Genomic DNA, 20,631 nt, shown 5'->3' on the forward strand with positions numbered 1-20,631 from the left:
CATCTCGCCCTCACCACGCCGGTTTGTGATGCTTGTGCCAGTGCTCGGCGATCTCGATGCGCTTCGGCACCCAGACCTTTTCGTGGCTGGTCACATAATCGATGAAACGCGCCAGCGCCGCCGCCCGTCCGGGACGTCCAACGAGGCGGCAGTGGAGGCCGACGGACATCATCTTCGGGCTACCGTTCTTTCCCTCCTCGTAGAGCACATCGAAGGCGTCCTTGAGATAGGTGAAGAACTGGTCGCCGGAATTGAAGCCCTGCGGCGTTGCAAACCGCATGTCGTTGGTCTCAAGCGTATAGGGAATGATCAGGAAGGGTTTGCCCTCAAGATCCGGCACCCAGAACGGCAGATCGTCGGAATAATTGTCGGAGGAATAGAGGAAACCGCCCTCCTCCATGACGAGGCGCAGCGTGTTCATGGACGGTTTGCCCTGATACATGCCGAGCGGATGAGAACCGGTCAGTTCCTTGTGCAGGCGAACCGCCTCCTGAATGTGCTGACGCTCGACCTCTTCGGGAAAATCCTTGTATTCGAGCCAGCGATAGCCGTGGCTGGCGATCTCCCAGTCGGCTTCCTTCATCGCAGCAACGGCCTCCGGGTTGCGCGCCATGGCGAGCGTCACGCCATAGACCGTCACCGGGACCTTGCGCTCGGTGAACATGCGCCACAGCCGCCAAAAGCCGGCGCGCGAGCCGTATTCGTAGATGGATTCCATATTGAGGTTACGCTGGCCCGCCCAGGGCTGGGCTCCGACGATTTCCGACAACAGGCATTCGGACGCCGGGTCGCCATCGAGAATGCAGCTTTCCCCGCCCTCCTCGTAATTCACCACGAACTGCACCGCGATCCGCGCATCCCCCGGCCATTTCGGATCGGGAATGTCACGGCCATAGCCGATCAGGTCGCGGGGATAAGGAGCAGTCGTCATCGGTTCACCTCTCGTGTTTTGACGCGAGGCTATTGGCGACGGCGTCAGCTGTCGAGATGAAAATGACGCGGGATGCTGCGCCGCAACAGCTTCACGCGATCTTGCGGCTGGAGACACGGCCCAGGGGATGCAGCGAATGCACCGTAAACGGCGCGCCCTGCTCCGTCTCGACGAAAAGCGCGAGATTGCTGACCGTCACGGGCTCGGCCAGAACAGGGTCGAAATGCGCCTTCAGTGCCTGCTCAATGCGGGCGAAATCGCGCGCCAAAAGCGGACCGGTCAGCGTCATGTGAAAGCGGAACTCGTCCATCACGTAAGGATGCCCCCAGCGGTGCAGATTGGAGAACTGCGGTGCCGACAGGCGTTCGGGATTGCGCCTTTCAATTTCCGCTTCGCTGAGGGGTGCCCGATAACCGTCGAAGGCCTGAACGACGGAAGCGGCAAGATGATCGACGGCGGCACAGGGGCGGTCGAGAATAAGGCCGTAGACTTCACCGATTCGCCCGACGGAGAGCCCGGAAAGCGTGACCGGTTCCAGGCTACCGGCAAAATGCATCAGCTCGCGCAGGAGCGTCGCTTCGTTAGCCCCTTCGCTCAGCCGGAACGGTGCCTTGAAGGTGGCGTGAAAGCCGAAACGACGCGGAAGCGCCGTATGAAAGGCGATCTCGTGCACGCCGATCCCCTTCAGCCCGGGATGGTCGACGGCATGGCCGGAATAAACATTCCGCCCAAGCCAGCCGGCAGCGGCAAGCGTCAGCGGATCGCCGGGCGACGGCGTGAAGCAGATGGCGTAACGCATGTCGAGCACCTCGTGCTGGCTCGGTTCGGGCACTTTAGCAAGTGCCGTTGCAACCCAGTGGTTAGGTGATTTGCATGACAGTATGACGAAACGAGAGGGGTGAAATCTGACCGATGAGCCCGCCGGCTGTCACGACCGCGTGTGCCCTCACAGCAGTTGCGGGCGCCTTACCCGATCAGCCGAGCTTCGCGGCAACGGCGAGATGATGGGCGGTCGAAAAGCTCTCGGGCAATCCGGCCTCGCGCCCCACGATCGTTCCAACGGCAGCCCGGGCCAGCACATGCGCCAGCCCGAAGCTCACCTTGAAGCCGCCGGTCAGCGCAATCACACGCTCTGCTGAAGGATGTGGCCCGACCATCGGATCACGGTCGATCGCCTTCGGCCTCAGGCCTGCCCAACGCTCGACGACCGCAGCGCCGGCAAGCCTCGGAGCAAGCTCCATCGCCCGACTTATCAGGCTCTCCAGCTGCCCGTCGGTCGAATGGGGCGCATCGAACCGGTCTTCGCTGGTGCTGCCGATGGCGACCAGTCCGCCCTCATGCGGCACGATATAAAGACCGTCCAGATAAAGCAGCGGCAGTTCGGAGGACACGGACGGCGCCGCAAGCAATGCCGCCTGGCCCTTCACCGCCTGTCCGAGCGGTCGGGCAAGGGTCGGCCCGAGCGACGACAGAAGCGGAAACGACGCGTGTCCTGCAGCGAGGATCAGATGGCCGAAACCAACATGACTTCCGTCGGACAGGGTGACACGGCCCCTCTCGGTGTGAATTGCGGCCAGCGCAACGCCTTCGCGAAAAGTCACGCGCGGCGACCGGCGTAATCTTGCGATCAACAGAGCCGTCAGCCCGCGGGGGGAGACGCGGGCGGCAAACGTGTCCGACACGAGCCCAGCCTCCGCCATGTCGGAATTGGGCCAGTCCGGATGGGGCGAGGCATCAAGGACATTCCAGGAAAAGCGGACGCCCTGCTGGTTCCAGTTGCTGGCTGCCTCTGCCTGGTGACGTTCGGCAATCTTGCGCAGATGCGGCTTCGGCAGCGGGATCAGGCGCCCGGCCCGGCGATAGCCGGCAGAAAGTTCCGTCTCGGCTTCCAGCGCGGCGATCTCGCCTTCGAGCGACAGAAGCGCATCGAACTGCAGCTGTTTCTTGTCGTTCCACCTGTCGGGCATATGCGGCATCAAGGCGCCGAGCAACCCGCCGCTTGCCCCGCTCGCGAGCGCTCCTGCATCGATGAGAAGCGTGGAAAGGCCGGCGCGATCCGCTTCCAGGGCCGCCCACAGCCCCATGATGCCGCCGCCAGCGATCAGGACGTCCGTGGACGATTGACCCGCCGCGGCAGGCGATTTATCGGACATGACATGACCCAAACGAACGAGACGTCGTCGCACCAGACTCAATCGGGCGAAACGACAGCCCCCCTGACCTGGCACGACGGCGATATGCCTTATTCGACCGCCTTTGGCGATCATTTTTATTGCCAGACGGATGGCCGCCTCGAATGCGGCCATGTCTTCCTCGCCGGAAATGGCCTGCCGGAGCGCTGGCAGAACGCAACCGAATTTCGCATCGGCGAACTCGGTTTCGGTACGGGGCTCAATGCGGCAGAAACCTGGCGGCAGTGGAAAATACATCGCCGACCCGGCAGTCATCTTCACTTCGTCTCTTTCGAACTGCATCCGATGCAGGCCTCAGACATCGACCGCGCACTGTCCCGCTGGCCGGAAATCGATGCCGAGCGCAAGGCTCTGGTGGCACTCTGGCCGAACGAACCGAAGGGTCATGTTACGATCGACCTCGACGACCAGACGCGTCTGACCGTGGTGTGTGGCGATGCCCGCGAAAGCCTTGAGGCAAGCGATTTCACGTTCGACGCCTGGTTCCTCGATGGCTTTGCCCCCGCGCGCAACAGCGCCATGTGGTCGGCCGAACTCATGCAACTGGTGTTCGAGCGGACGCAGCCCGGCGGAAGCTTCGCCACCTATGCGGCGGCCGGTTTTGTTCGCCGCAATCTGATTGCGGCGGGCTACACGGTGGAACGTCGCCCGGGATTTGCTGGAAAGCGGGAAATGCTCTGCGGCGTGAAACGCGCGGCCTAATAGGCGTCCGCGCGGATCGCCAAGCCCCCCGGATGCGCCCACTGCTCGATCTTGCGCATCAGGAGTTCCGGCGAAATCGGCTTCGACAGGTAGTCGTCCATGCCGCAGGCGAGACAGGCCTCCCGGTCGCTCGCCAACGCATGTGCCGTCACCCCGATGATCGGCACATGTTCGCCCGCCCCTGCGGCCTTCTCCTCGCTGCGAATGATCTCGGTCGCACGGTGACCGTTCATTACCGGCATCGAGACATCCATCAGGATCAGGTCGGGGCGCTCGCTCTGCCAGGCGGCAAGAGCTTCTTCGCCATTGTCGACGATGCGGTAGGCGATATCGCTGTCAGCAAGGATCTGACGGAAGACGATCTGGTTGACCGGATTGTCTTCGGCGATCAGCACCTTGAGCACGTTGCTCTGGCGAGAGGCTGGAGCAGCAACATCGGCTGACGCTAGGCGGTCAATCGGTGCCGGCATCTGGGTCGCAGCCCGCGATCTTGCGGCCACCGCACCGGTCACCCGGGCGCTGCGGATCACGTCGATGATTGCGCCACGCAGCACGTTGGCGCGCGCCGGCTTCATCAGATGGGCCTGGATGCGCAGGCTCTCGAACAGCCTGTCGTCGCCGGCCATGTCCATCGAGGTCAGGAAGATCAGGGCTGTCTCGTCGAAACGCGGATCGTTGCGGATCGCGCGGGCGACATCCATGCCGTTCATTTCAGGCATCTGGTAGTCGATCACGACGAGATCGATCGACAGACCTTCCCGATGAGCCTCATCCAGAATGGCGAGCCCGGCCGGACCATCGGCGACGGCGAGACCGTCAAAGCCCCACATGGCAAGCTGCTCGCTGATGATCCGACGGTTGACGGCATTGTCGTCGATGACCAGAACGCGGGCGTCCTTGACGTTTGCGGGCAGTTCCTTCTGGCGACTGCGCTCGGCGACCACAGCCAACGGCAGATCGACAATGAAGCTGGAGCCGCGCCCGACCTCCGATTCCACCCGCATCTGCCCGCCGAACAGCTTTACCAGGCCGCCGGTAATGGCAAGACCGAGACCCGTCCCCTCGTGACGGCGTGTCGAAGAGGTGTCGGCCTGGGAGAATTTTTCGAAGATCTTCGCCTGCATCTCCTCCGGAATGCCAATCCCGGTATCCTCGATCCGCAGACTGAGCGTCGCCATGCCGTCGGAGAGAGGTTTGCTGGAAACCTCGACATGCACATGGCCGCGCTCGGTGAACTTGATGGCATTCCCCAGCAGATTGGTAACGATCTGGCGGAAGCGTCCCGGGTCGCCCATGAAGGTGTGACGCACGGTCTGCTCGCCGGAAACGACGAGTTCGATGTCCTTTTCCGCGGCAGCCGCCGACAGCAGGGTCGCCACGTCCTCGACCGCCTCGACGGGATCGAATGGCGACTTGCGCAGCTTCATCTGCCCGGCGTCGATTTTCGAAAAATCGAGAATGTCGTTGATGATGGTGAGCAGCGCATTGCCCGATTTGACCACGATGTCGACGAACGTCTTCTGTCGGCTGTCGAGTTCGGATTTCGACAACAGCTCGGCCATGCCGAGCACGCCGTTCATCGGAGTGCGGATTTCATGACTCATATTGGCGAGGAAGTCCGACTTCGCCCTATCAGCCGCCTCGGCACGGGCCAAGAGAACCTCAAGCTCGGCCTCGCGCGACTTGAGCTCGGTGAAATCGGTCAGAACAACGACGCAGCTGCGGTCGCCTCCGAAGGTCGCCTCCAGCTTGACCCAGGTTTTTCCACCGACGAAGAAGCTCGTCGATATCGGAACCGACTGATGGAGCGCGCCCTGCCACTGTGCCAGAACGGCGAAGGCATCATCCCCGAAGTCACCGCGCTCGGCGCAATACTGGAAAACCGGTCGCCAGCTTTCGCCGGGACGCAGCAGCCCTTCTGGGAGATCGAGGATCCGACCGAAGGATGGGTTTACCTCGGCAATGCGGCCATGCTCGATCATGAGCAGGCCCTGGGACATCATCCGCATGGATTCTTGGACGAAGCCGCCCAGCCGTTCGAGCTGTTGCTGGGCTTGGCTGATTTCCCGTTCCCGCTGGCGGATCTCCGTCAGATCCGAATAGGTCAACAGGATCTTGCGGTCGCGAAGCCGGGTGACTGTCGCCATGACGTGTTTGCCGTCATCGTAGGCGAGCTCGATCGTCTGGGATCCTTCCAGCGCATCGAACTGCTCGATCCGGCGGCGATAGCCCTCTTCGAAGTCGACGCCTGGCCAGGCGCGACCATCGCGGTGATTGATCTCGCAATAGAAACGGAAGCTTCTGCCCTCAAGGGGCACGTCGTCCGGCCAGTTCCAGATGTCCCGGCATTTGCGGTTTGCGAACTCGACCATGTAGTCGGGTCCCAGGATCACCACGCCCACCGGCATGATGTGGAGCATCGCCAGAAGATCCTGGTAAAGGGCCTCCGCCTGTTCCTGGGCCGCCATCAACGCCGCCTGCCCCTCGCGAATGACCGAGATATCGGTGACGGAACCAACCAGATGATGTGTGTTGGTCGAGGTCGTGATGCGGCTCAGCCGGGTCATGACCGGGATCTCCCGCCCGGGCAGACGCACGACATCATTGGTGTTCTCGAACACCTCACCCTTCTCAAGCACACGCCGATGTTCATCCAGCCGCGTCTCGTGCCAGGGGAACATCTCTTCGACCGTCATGCCGTAGACATCTTCGCGCTTGCATTCGTGCAGTCGTTCATAGGCCGCGTTGATATAGATGAGCCTGCGATCCGTGTCGCGAATGAAGACCGGCACCGGCATCTGTTCGAGCGCTGTGCGGTAGAGAAGCGTCTCCTCCTCGCGCTGTGCAAGATCGCTGACATCGGAGAAGGTGATCAGAACCCGACCATTGGCGAGCCTGCGGCTTCCGCCTGCCAGCGCCCTCCCTGAGGGCGTCTTCACGTCGATCAAGGGACCGTTGTCGAGACATTGCAATTGTTCGAGGCGGAAGGCGATACGCTCCTCGATGTCCTCCGTCGTTGCTCCCGATTTGGCACGAGCATGGATCAGCCGCAACAGATCCGCATACTGGGCGCCCATCAGAGAAACCCCGTCGCCGAATTCAAACATTTCGGCCATTGCGGCATTAAAATATTCGACGTTCAGAGAGGGGTCGAGGACCATGATGCCGACCGGCAGCGAGGTCATCAAGGACTCGAACTTGTTCTTCAGCTCCTCCGCCTCGCGGGTGGCCGTGATCAGTTTTTCCTCGCCTGTACGCAACTGTGAGAGATCGGTAATCGAACCGACGATGTAGCGCGCGCCATCCGGTCCCTCGACGATACCAGTGCGCGACAGGATCGGGATTTCGCGGCCATCAGCCGAGACGAAGAGGTCATGCACCTCCTCGGTCACGCCCGTGGCCAGAACGCGGCTGTTGCCCTGCCGGTAGCTTTCACCCATCTTCGGGAAATTGTCGTATTCGTCCTGGCCGAGCAGATCCTCCAAAGGCCGCCCCACCATCGCCACATAGGCGGGATTGGCGAAAACAAGTCGGTGCTGGCTGTCACGCACGTAGCTCGCAAGAGGATACTGCTCCAGAACGGCTTTGAATATGTCGAGTTGCGACGGGTCCGTCGTTGAGGAGACCGCGGCCGGATCGGGCCTGGCGGTCGATGGGGATGGCGACGACACCACCTCTGGCTCAACGAATCCGAACAGATAGAGCCGCTCGTCATCGTCGAAAAATCGCTCGATCCTCAACAGGTGATGGGGTCCGGCACCGGGACTGAACGGCAGGCAGGCTTCGTCGCCGAACACCAGAACGCGCCGCTCGTGGTCGTCACGGAAGGCGTCGGCACCGCCGCCGAACAGATCCAGGTCGCTCCGCCCCGCAAAACTCGCTTGCGGTAGGCCGACAAGGCGCGCGAAAGCGGCGTTGACGGCAACATAGCGGAGTTGGCTGTCCTTGACGTAGGAAGGCAGCTCCAGCGCGGCGATTTTCTCGCAGACCAAGTTGAGCAAGGCGCTTCCCCGAACCACTATAATTTATCCCCCAAATAAATGACTGGGAATGGTAAACAGCGGGTAACCCCGGATCACATCTCGCTTTAAAAGACACAACAAATATTGGATCTGCCGGTCCATGTCGCTGTCAAGACGGGCGATGTTCCAGATGAGCCGGTTTTCCGTCGCAAACGGCAATGCCTTTTGGTCCGTGAACCTGCCAGACTTGATGTCGAGATTGACACAATGGATCGACCATGAGCGACATTACCTCCTCCGCCTTGTCCGAGACTGAACCGCAATCCGGTGGCGGCGAGCGCCGCAGGCGCACGGGCGGCCGGGGTGCAGAGCGCAGCCGCACAGGTGCCACCGGGAAATACCGCAATCTCGTCAACCGGCTCACCAAGACCGAGTTGCTCGACCCTGCCGCTCTCGATGAGATGCACGAGGCCTCGCTGACCATCCTCGAGGAAATCGGCATGGACATCATGCTGCCCGAGGCGCGCGCGATCATGAAGGCGCATGGCGCCGAGGTGACGGAAGGCTCGGATCGCGTCCGCTTTGACCGGAACCTAATCATGGACATGATCGCGTCGGCTCCGCGCGAATTTCAGATGTTTGCCCGCAATCCCGAGCGCAATGTGAAGATGGGCGGCAACAACCTCGTCTTCGCCCAGATCGCCTCTGCCCCCTTTGTCGCCGACCGCGAAGGCGGCCGCCGCGCCGGCAACCAGGAAGACTTCCGCAAGCTCGTGAAGCTCGCCCAGTGCTACGACGTGATCCACACGACCGGCGGCTATCCGGTCGAGCCGATCGACATCCACGCCTCGGTGCGCCACCTCGACTGCCTTTCCGACATGGTGAAGCTGACCGACAAGGTCTTTCACTGCTACTCGCTCGGCAAACAGCGCAATCTCGATGCCATCGAGATTGCGCGCATCGGCCGCGGCATCTCCATGGAGCAGATGGAGAGCGAGCCCTCGCTCTTCACCATCATCAATTCCTCCTCGCCGCTCCGCCTCGATGGCCCGATGCTGCAGGGCATCATCGAAATGTCCTCGCGCGGCCAGGTCGTCGTGATGACGCCCTTCACGCTGGCCGGCGCCATGGCGCCCGTCACCATCGCCGGTGCCGTCGTCCAGCAGAATGCCGAAGCCCTCTGCGGCATCGCCTTCACCCAGATGGTGAAGCGCGGCGCACCGGTCGTCTATGGCGGCTTCACCTCCAATGTCGACATGAAGAGTGGCGCGCCGGCCTTCGGCACGCCGGAATACATGAAGGCGGTGATCGTCGGTGGCCAGCTCGCCCGTCGCTACGGCATTCCCTACCGCACGTCGAACACCAATGCCGCGAACACGCTCGACGCCCAGGCGGCCTATGAGAGCGTCTTCTCGCTCTGGGCCCTGACACAGGGCGGCGGCAACTTCATCATGCATTCGGCGGGCTGGACCGAAGGCGGCCTGACGGCGTCCTTCGAAAAATTCATCCTCGACGTCGACCTGTTGCAGATGGTGGCGGAATTCCTCACCCCCCTCGACGTTAGTCAGGATGCGCTCGCCCTCGACGCGGTGCGCGAAGTCGGCCCCGGCGGCCATTTCTTCGGTACGGCGCACACGCTGGCCCGCTACGAGAGTGCCTTCTACTCGCCGATCCTCTCCGACTGGCGCAATTTCGAGACCTGGACGGAAGCCGGCCGCCCGACCACCTACGATCACGCCAATCGGATCTTCAAGGAGAAGCTTAGCTCCTACGAGCGCCCGCCGATCGATCCGGCTGTCGAGGACGAGCTCGACGCCTTCGTCGCGAAACGCAAGGCCGAAGGTGGCGTCGCGACGGATTTTTGAGCCGGTGGACGATAGAAGTCGGTTCCAACCCGCATTTCGAAAAAACGCCCCGGAACGAGCCGGGGCGTGAAGCTGTGCGAAATCGGCACGCGCTGATCGCGCGTCAGGCCGAACGTCTAAGCTCCCCTGCTCCGTTGCTTTCGACCCGGTAAGCTCCCCGAACGCCCCCAACCTCGAAACGCTGCACGAGTTGACGAAGATTGACGCTCTGGTCGGCGAGACCGGCGCTGGCGGCACTGGTCTCTTCCACCATCGCGGCATTCTGTTGCGTCAGTTGATCCATCTGGTTGACCGCCGAGTTCACCTCGGCAAGCCCGCTGGACTGCTCTTTCGCTGCCGTCGCGATCGCATTCATCTGCTGATTCACGGTCGTGATAAAGCCTTCGATCGTTTTCAGCGCAGAACCGGTGTCGCTCACCAACTGTACGCCGGTTGCGACTTCCTCGGTCGACACCCGGATCAGATCCTTTATTTCCCGCGCCGCCACTGCCGAACGTTGTGCAAGTTCGCGCACTTCCTGTGCGACGACGGCGAAGCCCTTGCCGGCTTCGCCGGCACGGGCGGCCTCGACACCCGCGTTAAGGGCGAGCAGGTTCGTCTGGAAGGCAATTTCGTCGATCACGCCAATGATGTTGGAAATGGACTGTGAAGACTGCTCGATGCGGCCCATCGCCTCGACCGCCTTGGCAACGACTGTTCCGGAGGCCTCCGCGCTCTTTGCGGCATCGACCGCAGCAGCGCGTGCTTCTTCCACCCTGTTCGAGGCATTGCGGACATTGACGGTAATCTCATCGAGCGCCGCCGCAGTCTCCTCCAGGGAAGCGGCCTGTCGTTCGGTCCGCACCGACAGATCATTGGTGCTGAGACTGATCTCCCGGCTGCCGTCATCGATGGAGTTGGTGGCCTGCGCCACGGCCGATAGGGTCTCGGCAAGCTGGCTGAGGGCGTCGTTGAAGTCCGCCCGCAGTTGTTCGAATTCAGAGGCAAAGGCGGAATTCAGGCGCACCGTGAGGTTCCCCTTCGCGAGTTCGGACAGGCCACCGGCCAGCGTCTGCGTCGCCTGCGCCATGGCCTGCGCCCGTTCCTGATCCAGCCGCGCCCGCTCGGCGCGTTCGGTCTCGGCGATCGACCGCTGTTGTTTCGCCTCGGCTTCCATGGCCCGTGCAGCAAGAGCATTCGTCCGGAACACTTCGACGGCGGCGGCCATGGAGCCGAGTTCGTCGCCTCTCTCTTTCGCCGGGACGTCGATCGCCGTATCCCCGTCCGCAAGACGGCGCATGGCCGCGGTGAGCCCCCGGATCGGTACAGCGAGACCTCGCGTCAGCAAGACGCCCATCACAACCGCCACGAGACAAGCCAGCGCACCGCCCACCATCATGGTGTTGACGCCCATCTGGAAGGCTGCCTGCAGGGATGCTGACCGCTCTGCGGCAAGTTCGGAAATGGCTTTGTCCAGTCCGCCGAGGACTTTGCGGATGTCACTCAGACGGGCGGTCGATGCGATATTGACGCGCGTGTCCTCCAGTTTGGTGGGGTCTTGGGCACTGCCCACCGTCGTGTCGAGCTGGCCATAGAACTCGCCGATCGCCTGCTTGAGTGACGGCAGATAGGTCTCCACCTGCGATGTGTCGAGATTTTGCTCCAGCTGTGCCATCAGCGGCGGTATCGCATCTCGATACTTGGCCATCCGATCCTGGAATTCAGGGTTCAGGCTGGCAACAAAGCCGCGCATGGCATTTTGATGCTCGACGAGCGTAGACAGGATCTGGCCGGAGAGCTTGAGGACCAGCTGTGTCTGGTCGTTATCCACCGTCGCTTGGTGAATACGCTGCATCGAACCATAGACGACAGAACAGAATGCCGCGACCACGAGCAGGACGGCACCAAAGGCAAGTGACAGCTTTTTCGATACACGGAGATTCTTCATGATGGGCCTTCAGAAAATAGTGGATAAGCCCAACCCTCCGCTCGATCGGTTAATTTTTAAGAAAATTCGAATGTAAGAAATTGCAGTGACCAGGAAATGCGCGTTAAGAGAGTTGCCTGAGATACGCCTGATAGGTCTGATGCGGCTCAGGTTCGAAACGATCACCCAAGACCTTCCAATCCTCGACCCGGTCGAGACGGAAGTCGCGAAAGCCGTTGCGCATCTCGCACCAGGCGGTCATCACCCAAATCGCCCCGAAGACGGAGAGCCCCAGCGGCCACACGATCCGCTGGCTGCGTTCGCCGGGCAGAGAGTGGTAAGCGATCCACACCTTGCGTCTTGACGACAGCGCCCCACGGACATCTCCCAGACAGGACGGCACCTCGGGTTGTGCCGAAGACCGGAACGCATGAATGGGCGCCGAGACCAGTCGCTCGGCATGGTCTTTCGGCAACATGCCGAGCATCTTGTCCTTCGCCTCCCGCGCCGCCTGACCCAGCCGCGGATCCCCCAGCATCTCGACAGCCCTGAGACCGAAGGCCAGCGCCTCCAGTTGTTCGAAGGTAAAGGTGAGCGGCGGCGCATCGAAGGCCTCGCGCAGCATGTAACCGACACCGCGCTCCCCCTCGATCGGCGCACCCGAGGCAATCAGGTGATCCATGTCGCGATAGATGGTGCGTGGTGCAACCTCCATCTTCTCGGCGATCTCGGCTGCCGTCATGGCCCGCCCGGTGGAGCGCATCAGCTGGATGATCCGGAACAGACGGTCGGCGGGACGCATGCATGTCTCCATCGATGATTATGGCCAGAAGGTTGTCAGTTGCACTGTGTTAGGTCAAGCATCATCCATCACGGGAGACCTGAACGACCATGAACACAGTCCTCGAACTCGCCGTCTGCACCGTCTCCGACAAAGCGGCTGCCGAAGAGGCCCGCCGGGCCGCAATGGCTGCGATTGCAACCTATCCCGGCTTCGTCAGCTGGCGGGCGCTGGCGTCCCTCGAACAGGGCGACATGATCGCCGATCTTGTCGAATGGAAAGACAGGCAAAGCGCCGATGCGGCGGCCGTGAAAGTGAGGACCGACCCCGCCTTTGCCCCCTACATGGCGTCGATCGCGGGTGTTACCTTGATGCAGCACTTCAAAACGCAGGACACGATCTGATCCCGATGGCCGAGCCGCTGAAACACCTGATCGGGCCGCAAACCGCCCACGACACGGCCGACGCCATCAGGCGTGCCTGGAACCCGTTCGATCACGCCGCCTTCCTCGCAGACATCCTGCCTCTCCTGGACGGGCTGGAACTGATGCAGCGCGGTCAATGCATCGCCGCCGCCCTTTGCCGCCACCTGCCGGATGACTTCGAACAGGCCGCGGTGATCCTGAACGCCTGCCTTCCGGCAGCGGGGCGGCAGGGACTGAGCGGCTGGGCGCTTCTGTCCTTCAACCAGTACGTTGCGGCCCAGGGGCGAGGCCATCTCGAAACCGCACTTAATTTCCTGAAAGCGCTCAGCCCGCATTTCACGGCAGAATTTGGCATCCGCCCCTTCCTGGCCGATGAACAGGACAAGGCATTGGCAATCATTGCAGGCTGGGTCACCGACCCAGACCATCATGTGCGTCGACTGGCCAGCGAAGGCACGCGCCCCCGGCTGCCCTGGGCCATGCGCCTGCCTGCTCTTGTGCGCGATCCCTCCCCGATCCTGCCGCTTCTCGAAGCGCTGCTGGATGACGAAGAAGACTACGTTCGCCGCTCCGTTGCCAACAGCCTGAACGACATCGCGAAAGACCATCCGGATCTGGTCGCCGATTTCGTCGAGCGACATGCCAAGGGTGCGTCGAAGGAGCGGCTCTGGCTCCTCAAGCACGCCTCGCGCACACTCGTGAAGAAGGGTCACGGCAAGGCACTGGCGAACTTCGGCTATGAACGCTTGACGGATGTGAGCGCCACGCTGGAACTGTCGAGCGACCGGATCGCCTTTCCCGGCGAACTCGACTTCCGCATCCGCCTCGAAAATTCGGGAACAGCCGCCCGAACGGTGCTTCTGGACTACGCGATCCACCACCAGAAGAAGGATGGCTCGCTCTCGCCCAAGGTGTTCAAGGGCAAGAGCCTGCAGCTGGCGCCCGGCGAGCGCGTGACCATCCAGAGACGTCATGCCTTCCGCCCGATCACAACGCGGGTTTACCACCGGGGCCTCCACCGGCTGGAGATCCTGCTGAATGGGCAATCTGCGGCAAGACGCGACTTTGAACTGGAGATGCCCGACGGAGACGCCGGATGAGCGAGGGCTCGCACGAGATCGCCTTCGCGGCAGATGTGATCCGCTTCGATGGTCCCGGCGGCTGGCATGGGGTCTATCTGCCGGAGGGGGCGGCCGCTGAGGCCCGCTTCTTCGGTCACGCCAATCCCCTCGGGGCAATCGCGGTGCGTGGCCGGATCGGAAGGACGCAGGCAAGGACCTCCCTGTTCCCCGACAAGGCACGAGACACGTATCTCCTGCCCTTGAAAGCCGCCCTGCGCCGAAGCGAAAACATCAAGGAGGGTGACCGCATCTCGGTCACCCTCCTTGTCGATCCGTAAGCGGCAGCGTGCTGCCGGTTTTCGGCCTCACTCCGCCCGCTTCCTGCCAGTCACCATGGCCCTGACAAGGTTTTCCTTGTGCTCCAGACTGGCCAGCACGACACCCGCGATATGCAGGCCGATCAGGCCGAGCGTCGCATAGACCAGCACCTTGTGCGTGTCCTCGACCCACTCGATGCCCCAATAGGCATCCGTGGTCATCATGTAGCCGGTCGTCACGATGCCAGAGATCATAATCAACAGCGCGATCACCATGGCGCCGCCGGCCGGATTGTGGCCGAGATAACGTTTGGCCCGCATCGCTGCTGTATCAGCGAGAAAGCGCAGCACCGTGACCGGGCTGTAGATGAAGCTGGAAAAGCGCGCATGTTCGGTGCCGATCAAGCCCCAGAGCACCCGGAAGGTGATCAGCGCTCCGATCACGTAGCCGGACACGATATGCGCGTCCTTCCACTCGTCGCCGGTCAGGAAGGAGAAGGCGAAGAAGCCGACCAGCGCCCAGTGAAACAGGCGCACGAAGGGGTCCCAGACCTTGACCAGTGCCGGCCGCGGGGTGCGGCCGGCCTGGAGGGTGCCGGGCACGCTGTGCTCGGCGGCGGCCATCACTCGGCTCCGACCTGTTCGCCGGTGGCCGGGTTGAAGATGGCTTCGACCTTCTTGCCATCCTTGATGCCGTAGACTTCGTAGCAGCCGTCTTCGACCTTCACCTGGCGCACGTCATAGCCCATTTCGGTCGCCTTGGCCTTCATGGCGTCTTCGGTCATCCACTTGTCCTTCGGCGCGTCGCACTTGGTGCCTTCGTCTTCGGCCTGGGCAAAGCCGGCGAAAGAAGCGAACGTGATGAGCGAGATTGCGATGAGCTTGTTCATGAGAAAGGTCCTCGTAAAGACGACGGGGCGGGATTGCCTTGCGTCGTTGAACAGAACCTAGTGCATGGGGGCTGAGCGTTACCTGACGTCAAATGTCAGCGAAATTTCAGCTTGTCGATGGTAAGAGTAAGAGATGATCGTCAACTCGCGCCTCTCCGTCTTGCGTCTTGCGCCCTCTGTTCCGGCCTTGCTCCTTGTGGGTCTGCTGGCCGCACTCCCGGCCGCCGTCCCCGCACAAGCCGATGACGAGCACCATGAAAGCGCCCATGACCAGTTGCGCGACGGCGTGGCGAGCGGCCGGATCAAGTCCCTGGCCGACCTGCGGCGCACGGTTCTGGCGCGCGTCGACGGCGATATCGTCTCGGCCCGCATCGAGCAGGAACACGGCCTGGAACTTTACGAATTCCGGGTGCTGAGGAACGACGGACGTCTCGTCGAGGTCGAAGTCGACGCGCGCACGGGCGAGATCCGGGAGATCGAGAACGACTGATGCGGATTCTTCTGATCGAGGACGACCCGCGCATCGCGCGCGATGTGACCACCCATCTGGAGCGGGAGGGCTATGTCGTCGTCCACGAAGGCGACGGTGAAGCCGGCTGGTTCACCGGCGACGAGGAGGACTTTGCCGCCGTGGTGCTCGATCTCGGCCTGCCCGGCATGGACGGTCTTGCCGTGCTCAAGCGCTGGCGCAATGCTAACAGGCGCATGCCCGTCCTTGTGCTGACAGCCCGCGGCAACTGGCAGGAACGCGTCGAGGGCATTGACGCCGGTGCCGACGACTATTTGCCAAAACCCTTCCAGATGGCGGAACTCCTCGCACGGTTGCGCGCCATCATCCGCCGCACGGCCGGCCAGGCAAGCCCCGTGCTCGAATTCGGCGACATCGCAATCGACACCCGAAACAAGACGGTCAGCCTCGCCGGCCTGCCGGTTGATTTGACCCCGCTCGAATACCGCTGCCTCACCCATCTCGCGCTCCACGCTGACCGTCACGTGTCGCAGGCGGAACTCACCGAACAACTCTATGCCCAGGATTTCGAGCGCGACAGCAATTCCGTCGAGGTGCTGATCGGCCGCCTGCGCCGCAAGCTGGGACGTGATTCCATCACAACGCGACGCGGCTTCGGCTACCGGATGGGCGGGCCGGAAACGTGAGCCGCTCGATCCGCCTCCGCTTCGTCATTGTCTCGCTCTTGAGCGTTGCCGCCGCCCTGTCGCTGGCGGCCTTCGTCCTGGTCGAACTTTTCACCCGCAGCATCGAACACCGGCTCGACCAGGAACTGACCGACCATCTCAACAACATCGCCGGCCAGATCGACTTTGCCGCGGACGGCACCGTCCGCATCCCCGACCGCCCGACCGACATTCGCTTTTCCACCCCCTATGGCGGTCTTTACTGGCAGATGACGGACGACCGACGCGGCACCCAACTGCGCTCCGCCTCGCTCTGGGACTACACGCTTGCCCTCCCCGACGATCCGCAGGAGACTGGCACCGTTCACCGCTATCGCCTACCCGGTCCCGATGGTCAGGCTCTCCTGGTGCAGGAGCGCAAGATCATCCCGAAAGCGCCCGATGGCGAACGGCCATTGCGCCTTGCGGTGGCGATCGACAGCGCAGCAGCGAGCGAAGCGCGGCAGGCTTTTTTCGTCGACATCATCCCTTATCTGCTCGCCCTCGCGATCTTTCTGGTCGCCGCTTCGCTGGCGCAACTGACCTTCGGCCTCAAACCGCTGTCTGCAATCGGGGAAGGGCTCGAACGCATCCGCGCCCGGCAGGCCACGCGCCTCACTGGCCCCATGCCTGCCGAACTTCACCCGGTGGTGGAAGCGATGAACCGGCTGCTTGACGATCAGGACGCCCTGATTGCCCGTGCCCGCGCCCGTGCGGCGGATCTCGCCCATGGCCTGAAGACACCGCTCACCGTACTGGCCAACGACGCCGATACGCTCAAGGAACGCGGCGAGGTCGAGATAGGCGACGAACTCGCTCATCTTGCCGGCGTCATGCGCAACCACGTCGACAGGGAGCTCGCTCGCGCCCGCATCGCGGCGACCGCCAGCCTGCGCAGCGCCGATGCCGACCTCGAACAATCGGTCGCCATGATCGTCCGCACGCTGAAGCGGACGCCGGACGGGGAGCGCCTCACGTGGCGGGTAACGGTTCCCGAGGGTCTCACACTCGGCGTCGATCCGAGCGACCTGCAGGAATTGATCGGCAATCTCGTTGAAAACGCGGTAAAATGGGCGCGATCGACAGTCGAGATTGCGGCGACGGCCGATGCCGGCGGCACAACGCTCACCGTCACCGATGACGGCCCGGGTGTCGGCCAGACCGATCTCAAGCGGATGACAGAGCGCGGCGTCCGCCTCGACACCAAGATCGCCGGCACCGGAATCGGGCTATCCATCGTCAGCGACATTGCCGAAGTCTATGGCATCGCCGTCGATATCGCCAATGGCGAGACTGGCGGCCTGCTTGTCACGCTCAGGTTTGTGACCGCTCCTGACGCCCAGCCGGGATAGGCGTAAAAGACGCATTTTTACTGCCTGCGCCCGCCTTTCACACGAACTGGGTTCTTTCGCACTGCAAAAGAAAGCTTGACTTCTGCGGCAAACAGGCCCATTTGCAAGCCAGCTTTCCCCTTCCGGCCGCCGCGTGAGCGAGCCCAGCGACATCTGAGACGCGACGAAGGACAAGCGCATGACATGAAAGGCGGACATTCCGCCGCTGCGCTGGAAGCTTTTTCCAACTTACAAGTTCCCAAATCACGCGGGGTTCTTGACGCCAATGCCAACCGGATCGCGACGACCGCGTTCCGGGGTCGTGTATTTGGCGCCCCGAAAGGTATGACTTTGACAACTTTCGATGATCTTGGCCTCTCCAAGAATATCGTCGCGACGCTGACGACGCTCGGCTTCACGACCCCCACTCCGATCCAGGAGAAGGGCATCCCCGTCGTTCTTTCCGGCCGCGACCTGATCGGTCTCGCCCAGACCGGCACCGGCAAGACGGCCGCTTTCGGCCTGCCGATGATCGAGATGCTTCTCAAGGACGAGAAGCGCCCCGACAACCGCACCACCCGTGCCCTCATCCTCGCCCCGACCCGCGAACTGGTCAACCAGATTGGCGACAACCTGCGCAGCTACCTGCGCCGCTTGCCACTGAAGATCAACCAGGTCGTCGGTGGCGCCTCGATCGGCAAGCAGCAGCTGCAGCTCGAAAAGGGCACCGACATCCTCGTCGCAACGCCTGGCCGCCTGCTCGACCTGATCGCCCGCAACGCGATCTCGCTGCGCGCCGTCCGCTACCTCGTCCTCGACGAAGCCGACCAGATGCTGGACCTCGGCTTCATTCATGACCTGCGCAAGATTTCGAAGATGGTCCCGCCGAAGCGCCAGACGCTTCTGTTCTCGGCCACCATGCCGCCGTCCATCGCCGATCTCGCTGCAAGCTTCCTGACAGACCCGCTCAAGGTCGCCGTCTCGCCTCCGGGCAAGGCTGCCGACAAGGTCGAGCAATATGTACATTTCGTCGCCGGTCAGAACGCCAAGACGGAAATGCTCAAGAAGATCCTCAACGACAATCCGGATGGCCGCTCCATCGTCTTCCTGCGCACCAAGCATGGCGCGGAAAAGCTGATGAAGCACCTCGATGCCACCGGCTACTCGGTCGCCTCGATCCACGGCAACAAGAGCCAGGGCCAGCGCGAACGCGCTCTGAAGGGTTTCCGTGACGGCGAGATCAAGACGCTGATCGCCACCGATGTTGCCGCCCGCGGCATCGACATCCCGGCCGTCTCCCACGTCTTCAACTACGACCTGCCGGAAGTGCCGGACGCTTACGTCCACCGCATCGGCCGCACCGCCCGTGCCGGTCGTGACGGCATCGCGATCGCGTTCTGCGGTCCCGACGAAGGCCGTCTGCTGCGCGACGTGGAAAAGCTGATGGGCATCGAGATCCCGGTTGCCTCCGGCGAACCGCCGGCAAACCTTGCTCGCCCGGCCCGTCCACAGCGTCGTGGCGGCGGTGGTGGCGGTGGCAACAACCGCAACCATCAGGGCCAGGGCCGCGGCAAGTCCGAAGGCGGCGCCAAGGCTGACGGCCGTCCGGCCAAGTCCGGTCACCGCAAGGGTGGCAATGGCGGTGGCAACGGCAATGGCGGTAACCGCTCGGCCAACGGCAACGGCCAGAACCGTGGCGGCAACGGCCAGGCCCGCCCGGCCCGCTCCGGCACGGCCGGCGGACGCCGTCGCGAAGCCTGAGGTTTTTCGCTTAACGCATTGAAGATGGCGCGGCTTCGGTCGCGCCATTTTTGTTTATCGCCCGGAGAAAGACAACACGCCGCTCAGACCGGCGGGACCGCCGGCTTGCGGTTGGTGAGATAGACCCCGAGCACCACCACGCAGGTCCCGATGATCATCGGCAGCGTCAGATGTTCGCCAAAGGCAATCGCCGCCTCCACCGCGGCCAGTGGCGGGATGAGGTAGATCAGCGACGCCGCCTTCGACACGTCTCCCTTGCGGATCAGGTAGAGCAGCAGCGCAATCGCCCCCATGGAAATACCCAGCACCGACCAGGCGAGCGTGGCGAAGAAGCCCAGGCTCCAGTCGACACGCATGTCTTCGAGCAGGAAGGCGGCAGGCACAGTGACGAGAAGCGCACCGACATATTGCAGCGTCGCGACCGCACGCAGATCGCCTTCCTTGAGATAGCGCTTCTGATAGATCGTGCCTGCGGTCACGCAGGCCATAGCGAGCACGTTGATCGCGACGGCGTAGACAGGGACCGTTTCCGCGTCGATCACGACGATATTCGGCAGCACCGCGATACCGATCCCGACGAAACCGACCACGAGCCCGACGCGCTGGGTCACGCTCAGATCCTCGCCGATCAGAACGGCAGCGGCGAACCCGGTCATGAGCGGCTGCAGCCCGGCGATGATGCCCGAAAGGGCAGCCGGCACCCCCTGCCCGATCGCCCACCACACCATGCCGAGATAAAGGCCGTGCAGGAAAACGCCAGAGACGATCGCGTGCAGCCAGCCGCTGCGGTGTTTCGGCCAGGCGACACCGCTGATCCGACAGACGATGAAGAACAGCACCGCCGCCACCCCGTAGCGCACGACGAGGAACGTCAGGGGATCGGCAACATGCGCACCGAACTTCGCGGAGATCCAGCCTGTTGACCACAACAGAACGAAGAGAACGGGAGCGAGGCGGGTCAGGGTCATCGGCGGTCACCGCGAAATCAGGATCGGCAAACGGACCGTTTGCCCAGCCCGCTCGTTAATGCTGCAAGGGGGCGAGGTCAAAGCAGTTCTGCTGCAGACGACGATCAATTTCCTTGAGCCCCGTCGAGGGCAAAAAAATATCCGACAAGTGTCGATTAAATTTTGAGCAACAAAGATGAGGGGCGCCAGATCAGAACGCACAGTTTGTCAGTTCCACCGCGGATCGCCTTTGCTTCGCAAGATTGCGAACTTCAAAATCGCTCAAATCTTATGCTTTTGCTGAAAACGAAGGCGGAAACTTCCGCCTCAGAATATTCATCGGATGTCTGCGAGGCCGCTTGCATTGCAAAAATGGTTGTATTCAAA

Annotated in this window: 18 protein-coding genes; 9 read left to right on the plus strand and 9 right to left on the minus strand. The window is 62.5% G+C overall.

The window, feature by feature from the left end; all coding sequences use genetic code 11:
* Window positions 1–10: 10 nt before the first annotated feature.
* The 3 genes from puuE to ACT53S_RS10520 all read right to left on the minus strand — a co-directional run bounded on the left by puuE (window position 11) and on the right by ACT53S_RS10520 (window position 3,084).
* Window positions 11–931 carry an allantoinase PuuE gene (puuE, locus tag ACT53S_RS10510; protein WP_476066934.1) on the minus strand — a complete coding sequence of 307 codons (921 nt, stop codon included), beginning with the start codon at window positions 929–931 and terminating at the stop codon, window positions 11–13.
* 91 nt (window positions 932–1,022) lie between these two features.
* Entirely contained in the window at window positions 1,023–1,730 is a 708-nt protein-coding gene (locus ACT53S_RS10515; RefSeq protein WP_113375206.1) for a DUF1045 domain-containing protein, read from the minus strand.
* 175 nt (window positions 1,731–1,905) lie between these two features.
* Entirely contained in the window at window positions 1,906–3,084 is a 1,179-nt protein-coding gene (locus ACT53S_RS10520) for an NAD(P)/FAD-dependent oxidoreductase (protein ID WP_476066935.1), read from the minus strand.
* A gap of 3 nt (window positions 3,085–3,087) precedes the next feature.
* Here ACT53S_RS10520 and mnmC2 point away from each other — a divergent pair, with 3 nt between their 5' ends.
* A complete protein-coding gene (gene mnmC2, locus ACT53S_RS10525) occupies window positions 3,088–3,825 on the plus strand; it encodes a tRNA (5-methylaminomethyl-2-thiouridine)(34)-methyltransferase MnmC2 (RefSeq protein WP_476066936.1) in 738 nt (245 codons plus the stop codon).
* Here the strand turns inward: mnmC2 and ACT53S_RS10530 are convergent.
* Window positions 3,822–7,826, minus strand: coding sequence for a response regulator (locus tag ACT53S_RS10530; protein WP_476066937.1), 4,005 nt, complete (start codon window positions 7,824–7,826; stop codon window positions 3,822–3,824). The genes mnmC2 and ACT53S_RS10530 overlap by 4 nt on opposite strands.
* A gap of 239 nt (window positions 7,827–8,065) precedes the next feature.
* On the opposite strand from ACT53S_RS10530, the gene ACT53S_RS10535 reads away from it, so the two are divergent.
* On the plus strand, window positions 8,066–9,652 hold the full coding sequence (locus ACT53S_RS10535) for a trimethylamine methyltransferase family protein (RefSeq protein WP_476066938.1): 1,587 nt from the start codon (window positions 8,066–8,068) through the stop codon (window positions 9,650–9,652).
* Between the two features lie 103 nt (window positions 9,653–9,755).
* Here ACT53S_RS10535 and ACT53S_RS10540 read toward each other — a convergent pair whose 3' ends face one another.
* Complete coding sequence (locus tag ACT53S_RS10540; protein WP_476066939.1) at window positions 9,756–11,579, minus strand: HAMP domain-containing methyl-accepting chemotaxis protein; 1,824 nt, start codon at window positions 11,577–11,579, stop codon at window positions 9,756–9,758.
* A 103-nt stretch (window positions 11,580–11,682) separates the two neighbouring features.
* The gene (locus ACT53S_RS10545) at window positions 11,683–12,360 is read right to left on the minus strand and encodes a helix-turn-helix transcriptional regulator (protein WP_476066940.1); all 678 of its coding nucleotides are present in this window, start codon (window positions 12,358–12,360) and stop codon (window positions 11,683–11,685) included.
* A gap of 89 nt (window positions 12,361–12,449) precedes the next feature.
* Between ACT53S_RS10545 and ACT53S_RS10550 the strand changes: the two genes are divergently transcribed.
* Genes ACT53S_RS10550 through ACT53S_RS10560 form a run of 3 tightly spaced genes read left to right on the plus strand, consistent with a single transcriptional unit; the run spans window position 12,450 to window position 14,163 of the window.
* Complete coding sequence (locus tag ACT53S_RS10550; protein ID WP_476066941.1) at window positions 12,450–12,743, plus strand: hypothetical protein; 294 nt, start codon at window positions 12,450–12,452, stop codon at window positions 12,741–12,743.
* A gap of 5 nt (window positions 12,744–12,748) precedes the next feature.
* On the plus strand, window positions 12,749–13,864 hold the full coding sequence (locus ACT53S_RS10555; RefSeq protein WP_476066942.1) for a DNA alkylation repair protein: 1,116 nt from the start codon (window positions 12,749–12,751) through the stop codon (window positions 13,862–13,864).
* A complete protein-coding gene (locus tag ACT53S_RS10560) occupies window positions 13,861–14,163 on the plus strand; it encodes a DUF1905 domain-containing protein (RefSeq protein ID WP_476066943.1) in 303 nt (100 codons plus the stop codon). Before ACT53S_RS10555 ends, ACT53S_RS10560 begins: the two co-directional genes overlap by 4 nt.
* Before the next feature lie 27 nt (window positions 14,164–14,190).
* Here ACT53S_RS10560 and ACT53S_RS10565 read toward each other — a convergent pair whose 3' ends face one another.
* Together ACT53S_RS10565 and ACT53S_RS10570 are read right to left on the minus strand one after the other, a co-directional pair.
* On the minus strand, window positions 14,191–14,766 hold the full coding sequence (locus tag ACT53S_RS10565) for a cytochrome b/b6 domain-containing protein (protein WP_476066944.1): 576 nt from the start codon (window positions 14,764–14,766) through the stop codon (window positions 14,191–14,193).
* Window positions 14,766–15,032, minus strand: a complete 267-nt coding sequence (locus ACT53S_RS10570; RefSeq protein ID WP_113375195.1) for a PepSY domain-containing protein — start codon at window positions 15,030–15,032, stop codon at window positions 14,766–14,768. The genes ACT53S_RS10565 and ACT53S_RS10570 overlap by 1 nt, the downstream gene beginning before the upstream one ends.
* A 133-nt stretch (window positions 15,033–15,165) precedes the next feature.
* Here ACT53S_RS10570 and ACT53S_RS10575 point away from each other — a divergent pair, with 133 nt between their 5' ends.
* The 4 genes from ACT53S_RS10575 to ACT53S_RS10590 all read left to right on the plus strand — a co-directional run bounded on the left by ACT53S_RS10575 (window position 15,166) and on the right by ACT53S_RS10590 (window position 19,297).
* Window positions 15,166–15,522 carry a PepSY domain-containing protein gene (locus tag ACT53S_RS10575; RefSeq protein WP_476066945.1) on the plus strand — a complete coding sequence of 119 codons (357 nt, stop codon included), beginning with the start codon at window positions 15,166–15,168 and terminating at the stop codon, window positions 15,520–15,522.
* Window positions 15,522–16,187, plus strand: coding sequence for a response regulator transcription factor (locus ACT53S_RS10580; protein WP_476066946.1), 666 nt, complete (start codon window positions 15,522–15,524; stop codon window positions 16,185–16,187). The genes ACT53S_RS10575 and ACT53S_RS10580 overlap by 1 nt, the downstream gene beginning before the upstream one ends.
* Window positions 16,184–17,557 carry a sensor histidine kinase gene (locus ACT53S_RS10585; RefSeq protein WP_476066947.1) on the plus strand — a complete coding sequence of 458 codons (1,374 nt, stop codon included), beginning with the start codon at window positions 16,184–16,186 and terminating at the stop codon, window positions 17,555–17,557. The genes ACT53S_RS10580 and ACT53S_RS10585 overlap by 4 nt, the downstream gene beginning before the upstream one ends.
* 324 nt (window positions 17,558–17,881) lie before the next feature.
* A complete protein-coding gene (locus tag ACT53S_RS10590; protein WP_113375562.1) occupies window positions 17,882–19,297 on the plus strand; it encodes a DEAD/DEAH box helicase in 1,416 nt (471 codons plus the stop codon).
* An 83-nt stretch (window positions 19,298–19,380) separates the two neighbouring features.
* Here the strand turns inward: ACT53S_RS10590 and ACT53S_RS10595 are convergent, their stop codons facing one another.
* Window positions 19,381–20,265 (minus strand): DMT family transporter, encoded by an 885-nt coding sequence (locus ACT53S_RS10595; protein WP_476066948.1) that lies wholly within the window; start codon window positions 20,263–20,265, stop codon window positions 19,381–19,383.
* Window positions 20,266–20,631 lie beyond the last annotated feature (366 nt).

The sequence above is a fragment of the Allorhizobium sp. DMC15 genome, from assembly GCF_056314065.1.